Here is a 5,272-nt window from a genome sequence, read left to right on the forward strand (position 1 = left end):
CCACACTACAACTACCGGGAAGGCTATTTGGAGGGCGGAAAGGAAAGCTGCGCGGTGGAGAGCCTCCCGCAGGGTGGGCGCCCGGGAAAGAGACAGGGCGATTACAATGGCGGCTCCGGTGACGCTGAAAACCGCGATTCCCGCGAGCAATTTTACCAAGTCGCACTCAGTTCCGGCCAGCACGGCCACAACTCCCGCCCTCCCCCGCACCGCTCGACGGCCGCTTCCCCCTGCACGCGGTGCACCGAAAGCCGGGGACCACCTTCCAGCCCTGGCCGGGCAAAATGACCACGCACGCCTCCGGCTCTAGCTGGTCACCGCAGGACGGGCATAACTTCTCCTGCACAGTCATCCTCCTCTCTTGCGAAAGTGCTCTCGAAAAAAAAAAGCCACCGGATTCAGGGTGCAAGTGCCCAAACCTCCAGGAGTCACAGCGCAGACAAGCCGTCCCCATCATTTCCTCCCGCGCCCGCCGCACGACCTCCCTTTCCACCGAGGCCCGCGGACTGGTGCACTCTTAGCTATCTACATTCACTCCATCGACTTTCCTTCTCGCCACCATCACCAGTTCCCGGAACGGGTTCTGCAAAGGCTTGTCCAACAACCGATTGTAGTTCACCCACCGGGCGGCGTGGTACCCGAACATCCAGAACTTGTACCCCGAAAGTGCTTCCCACGCGCGCTCCTCGGCGTCCTTCATCGCCTCCAGAATTTTCTGCATACCCATCACCCCCAGAAAACTTTCTCGCTTTTGCGGACGGAGATGCCGTCCATTAAATCGCTCCTAGGGTGCAGGCGCCCAAACCTCCGGGGGCCACAGCGCGGGTTGGCCGCCCCGCAAAGCGTAGTTCCACCACGCCGCGAACCGGGCCAGACGGTCCTTGCTCCACAGCGGGAACGACGAATCCGCCGAGTCCGCGCCACAGTGCACGGCGTGGAGCAACTTCCCTGGCGTGCCCGCCCGCCCGTAGTGGAACCTCTTGCCGTGGCGGCGGGCCAGCGCGGCCCAGTGCGGGGCCGTGGCCTTGAAAGCGTCGGTGCCGCCGAGAAAGATGCCGGCGAAGCGGTGCAGGACCGGCTCCACGTCGGCCAACCCCATCCCGTCCTGCACCGCGAGGTACCAGGGCCAGTCGCGGGGCAATTCTTCCAGCCACCGCAGGGAAAACTCCAGGCTTTCCAAGCCTCCCGCCACGATGTCCGGCGCCACCGCCAGGTACGGCCTGCCCGCCGCGTAGGCCCTCTCCAGCCGCCGCAGGAAGCCGTCGCGGTCGAACGGCTCGCCGCGCAGGTAGCAACGGAAGGCGCCGTTGTCGAAGCCCCACGGCTCGCCCGGGTAGGGGCGCGGGGGCTTGAGCAGGAACATCCGCCCCCAGCCGAGCGAGGCCGCCACTCCGACCACGCGGCGGTCGAACGTGTCGCCTATCAGGAAAACCACCGGTCTCCCGACCTCCCCCCTTCCCGCACAAAGCCAACTCCTGAAAACAAAAAACCGCCCGGCTTCGCGGCGCGCTAAAAAATCAGCTCGAACTTCAGCTTCGGTCCTGTAGCGGTATCTTTCCGTGGCCGTCCGGTGCGGGTCCACCGCCCGCCAGCGGTGCGCCCTACAAACCTCCACCCCGCTGCGCGGTACACCGTGCCTCGGTGCCCCTTGCCTGGGTCGGCGTAGGAGATCAGCCGCCGGATTTCGGGCATGTTTCTCCGGATCCACTCTGCCGCCAGGGCCAGGACGCGGGACTCGCTGTTGCGCGGACATTCGTTCAGCAGGACCATGCGGGTCAACTCCATGGTGTGCTCTTGATCCTCTAGCCTGGCCGAAGGCCTACCGAACATCAGCGTCCCCACCAGGCGGTCCCCGTACCAGACACCCAAGCAAGCCCGCGCCCCCGGCGGGGCGTAGCCGAGGTAGTGGTGCCGCTCCACGAACGCCCGCGCGGTTCGGTACGGAACGGGCCGCACTTCCAAGTGCTTGACCGAGGGTGGCGGCCCGGGCGGCGTGTCGGAAAAGCGGAACTGGCCGTCCCAGTCGGGTACCAAAAACATGCTGCGAGCACCCTCCTCGCAAACAAAAGCCGCCCGGCTTTCTTCCCTACCGAGCGGCCATGCTCTTCACTACGGGCAGCCCGCTGTAGCCGGGCCGGAAAACCACAACGCACGAAGGAAAAGGCGCGCCGTTTTCCGCGCCCCCAAAGCGAAGCCTGCCCCGGATGAAGCGGACCTCCGCGGCCCGCATGACGTACTCGTGCCACCATGCCGTGTCCGTGCGGGAGGGGAGCAGGCACACCACAGTAGCACCCTTTTGAGCCTCCTCGTAGGCCTTCTGGATCCACTTCCCGATCTCCCGGCCGTAGGGCGGGTTCATCCAGCACACCTCAGGCGCCCACTCCTGCCGCAGGCCGTCCTCCTCCGGGCTGAAGTAGCGCGGGCACTTGGCGTTCTCGGGCCTTGCGCAGACGTCCAGCGTGAAGCCGAACTCCACATCCAGCGTCTCGAAAAACTTTTGCGGCGTCTCCCACTCGGAGGAAGCTGAGGAGAAGAGGCCCCTGTTGAGCACGGAAACCACCGAAAAAAAAGAAAGGCGGACCCTACCCCGAAATCCGCCCGGGCAAAAAACACCGGGAGTCAACCCCGCCACCGCCGCCCCTCCCGGAAAGGCGGCGGCTTCCAAACGAAAAGGCCCGGCGGGATGCCGGGCATAAACCCTGATCAACCGACGGCGCAGGGTACGAAGTAGGCCAGGTTGTCGGTTACCTCCCCACCCACGCGGAGGAAGACGCCCCCGAAGCGGCCCGCCAGCAGGAACGCCCCCACCAGGAGCCTGCCCGTAAACCACCCTTCCAAGGTGCGTAGTCTGTGCCGCGGCAACTCTTCGTAAGCCTGGAACACGAGGTCGTTCCCCCCGTAGCGCGCCCCGGCGACCAGGTCCCCGTGCTCGTCGTAAATGCCCACGCCGTTGCCTTCCCGCTCGTAGGCGGGTTTGGCCACATAGGGCCGCCCGGCGAGGCATTCCGGCTCCAGGTAGGTGGGCAGAAAGTAGGCCCGCACGGTTTCCCTCTCCTCCTCGGTGAAGCAACCGGAACCGGACTCCGCCAGTTCCCATATCACCGCCTGGAGCGCCTTGGACTGGGCCACGAAGGCCGACAGGGGGTTCAGGATGTCCAACTTCCCCTCGGCCACCAGGTGCAGGAGCCTGACCCCGTCTTCCTCGTCGGCAAGCCACTCGACCGGGTAGAGGCGGTAGAGCAGGTCGACCCTCTCCCCCATGTCGTCGTACAGGCCCCCGGGGGCCACGGTGAGCCCGTCCAGGGGCACGTACCTCGCCGGGAGGCCGGAGTAGTCCATCTCCGCCAGGGTCGTGCCCCTGTCCTCCTCGTGCCAGCCGAGTGAGGTGAAAACGGTTTCCGGTACTCTCTTTTGACGAAAGCGCCGAAAGCGGTGCCCACTAGTTCCGGCATCCCCGCGTTGGGGTCGCGGAGGCCGTGCATTTCACAGACCAGCGGGTTGACTTCGATCGCTTCCACCATCCCGGAGGGCGTGTCCGCATTGAACTCCAGCAGCTTCACCCGCCAGCCCGAACCCGACGGCCGGACCGCAAAATCAAACCTGCCGATGACCGTGACGGGTTCCGCGGGGTCGTAGCGCGCGGCCTGCACCACATCCACTATATGCGGCGGTACTCCCAGTAATACCAGCAAATCCCTGCTTTTCAACGCCAGGGCCACTGCCTTGCGGTAGATGCGCCCGCAGGCCTCGGACGCCCTCCTCACCTCCGCCAGCATGCTTCCGCTCACGAGGTAGGGCTCCGTGGTCAGGTACTGCCGGCCGTACATCACCGGCCACCTGAAGTACTTAAGCCGCGGGCTGTTGGCCACCATTTCCCATTCGAGGTAGTAGTGCGAAGCGGAGAAGGGCACCGCTTCCATCAGCCCGCGCTCCCCCCTCTCCCGGCCGCCGAGGAACCGAGGGAGCTGCCCCTCGGCGGACCGGGCGCGCCCTTGCCCGGCGCCGTCTCCGCGGGGCCGGTGCGCGCGGGCGTCCTGGAGAACCAGTACCACCCGCCGGAGCCGGCGCGCCCGGACGAGACGGCTTGGGCGGCCTCGTCCTCCTTTTTCTTCTCCTCTTGCTGTTGGTAGCTGGCGCGGTCCTTCGCCTTGGGAGGGACCGCCCCCGGCCCGGTCGCCTCCGCACACCCGCCCGCCGCCAGCACGGCGGATACGAGCAAAGCTAGCAGTGCCTGGCGGCCCCTTGTGGGTTTTTCCCTTTCAGGCATCTCCGTACATCTCCCTCCTAACTAATAGTCGCTCCCTGCTGGAGGCCCCCGTTTTTCACCAGCACCCTACCCAGCACCTCCCCCGCCGCCTTCCCGGTCAGGGTAATGCTGGGCATCGCCGTCCCCGGCCTGAAAACCCTCCCCTCCGGCAGGCCCATCTCCCGTACCCACTCCGACAGCCTCCCCCCCGTCAGCACAGACGGCCTTTAAGATGAGTCCCTCCCCGGCCCCGCCGTAGCGGGACCAGAAGAGGGCCACCTCGCCCTTCTCGGCCCGCCTCAGCCGCTCCAGCGCGTGCGGCTTGGCCGGTGCCACGGGAGCCACCCCCTTCCGGAAAAGCCTGGGATAGGGACGCCGGGGATTGCCCCCCTGCCCTGCCGCGGCCCGCGCTACACTACAGGGAGCGCCCGCCGGGGGCGGGGCGGCCCTCCTCCCCGGCCCCCGTGGGCAGGGCCCGCTCCTCTCGACAACGGTAGCCTCCATTGGGGAAATCGCAGTCATGGGTGTGGTCGCTGTCGAAATCGAAATCCTCGAGTTCGGGCGGCAGCGTGCCGGCCGCGTTCCGCTGGCGCTCATAGATCTTGCCGTCCACGAAAATCACCCCTGTTTCCCGAGTCCTTCCCGCGCCTCCCGCAAATGGCATTGCGGGAACCCCCTGCCGGGCACGGTATCCGACGGGCGGCGTGCGGCAAGGCCCGCGCGTGGCGAAAGATCCGCTGCCCGCAGCGCCCGCACCCAATCCCGCAGGGTTGCCAGTAATTACTCCCCCTGGCGGCGCACCGCATCGGCCGCCCTCCCCTGCGCCTGCCTCACCAGGGCGCAGCGCGCGGCGGCCCTCAGCTTCCGGGCGCGCCACTTCCTCATACGCCGCTCACGATTCTCCGGCGCAAGATTCCCCTGAACTCATTCAGAGGAGGAATGCGCCGCCACCTCCTTCCACGAGAATCCCGTTGACCTGGCCAGCAGCCTCACCTTCCTCGGGCTGAACTGGCCTATGCGCTTCCC

The 5,272-nt window shown here is 66.6% G+C and carries 8 protein-coding genes and 2 pseudogenes; all 10 read right to left on the reverse strand.

Annotation, left to right across the window (positions count from 1 at the left end; translation table 11 throughout):
* On the reverse strand, positions 1 to 189 hold a 189-nt coding region (locus tag G454_RS21900; RefSeq protein ID WP_035108063.1), incomplete at its 3' end, for a hypothetical protein.
* The gene (locus G454_RS21625; protein WP_156896838.1) at positions 167 to 346 is read right to left on the reverse strand and encodes a hypothetical protein; all 180 of its coding nucleotides are present in this window, start codon (positions 344 to 346) and stop codon (positions 167 to 169) included. The genes G454_RS21900 and G454_RS21625, both read right to left, overlap by 23 nt.
* Before the next feature lie 171 nt (positions 347 to 517).
* Complete coding sequence (locus tag G454_RS0114640) at positions 518 to 721, reverse strand: hypothetical protein (RefSeq protein ID WP_027719183.1); 204 nt, start codon at positions 719 to 721, stop codon at positions 518 to 520.
* 63 nt (positions 722 to 784) lie between these two features.
* Positions 785 to 1,435, reverse strand: a complete 651-nt coding sequence (locus G454_RS20590; RefSeq protein WP_051276524.1) for a hypothetical protein — start codon at positions 1,433 to 1,435, stop codon at positions 785 to 787.
* Positions 1,436 to 1,509: 74 nt separating this feature from the next.
* Entirely contained in the window at positions 1,510 to 2,040 is a 531-nt protein-coding gene (locus G454_RS19550) for an XF1762 family protein (protein WP_051276525.1), read from the reverse strand.
* Between the two features lie 46 nt (positions 2,041 to 2,086).
* The gene (locus G454_RS0114655; RefSeq protein WP_027719184.1) at positions 2,087 to 2,551 is read right to left on the reverse strand and encodes a DNA N-6-adenine-methyltransferase; all 465 of its coding nucleotides are present in this window, start codon (positions 2,549 to 2,551) and stop codon (positions 2,087 to 2,089) included.
* A gap of 152 nt (positions 2,552 to 2,703) precedes the next feature.
* Positions 2,704 to 3,414, reverse strand: a pseudogene (locus tag G454_RS22645) (glutathionylspermidine synthase family protein); the annotation flags it as partial.
* Positions 3,415 to 3,491: 77 nt separating this feature from the next.
* Positions 3,492 to 3,920, reverse strand: a pseudogene (locus G454_RS22935) (glutathionylspermidine synthase family protein); the annotation flags it as partial.
* Between the two features lie 413 nt (positions 3,921 to 4,333).
* Positions 4,334 to 4,582, reverse strand: a complete 249-nt coding sequence (locus G454_RS0114670) for a hypothetical protein (protein ID WP_027719186.1) — start codon at positions 4,580 to 4,582, stop codon at positions 4,334 to 4,336.
* Positions 4,583 to 4,661: 79 nt separating this feature from the next.
* Positions 4,662 to 4,910 carry a hypothetical protein gene (locus G454_RS19560; protein ID WP_156896839.1) on the reverse strand — a complete coding sequence of 83 codons (249 nt, stop codon included), beginning with the start codon at positions 4,908 to 4,910 and terminating at the stop codon, positions 4,662 to 4,664.
* Between the last annotated feature and the right edge of the window lie 362 nt (positions 4,911 to 5,272).

This window comes from Desulfovirgula thermocuniculi DSM 16036, assembly GCF_000429345.1.
Lineage (GTDB): Bacteria > Bacillota > Desulfotomaculia > Desulfotomaculales > Desulfovirgulaceae > Desulfovirgula > Desulfovirgula thermocuniculi.

Excerpts from the sequence above, each read along its gene's own strand:
- G454_RS19560 (WP_156896839.1), bottom strand. The coding sequence starts at position 4,910 with ATGCCATTTGCGGGAGGCGCGGGAAGGACTCGGGAAACAGGGGTGATT.
- G454_RS19550 (WP_051276525.1), bottom strand. The coding sequence starts at position 2,040 with ATGTTTTTGGTACCCGACTGGGACGGCCAGTTCCGCTTTTCCGACACG.
- G454_RS0114640 (WP_027719183.1), bottom strand. The coding sequence starts at position 721 with ATGCAGAAAATTCTGGAGGCGATGAAGGACGCCGAGGAGCGCGCGTGG.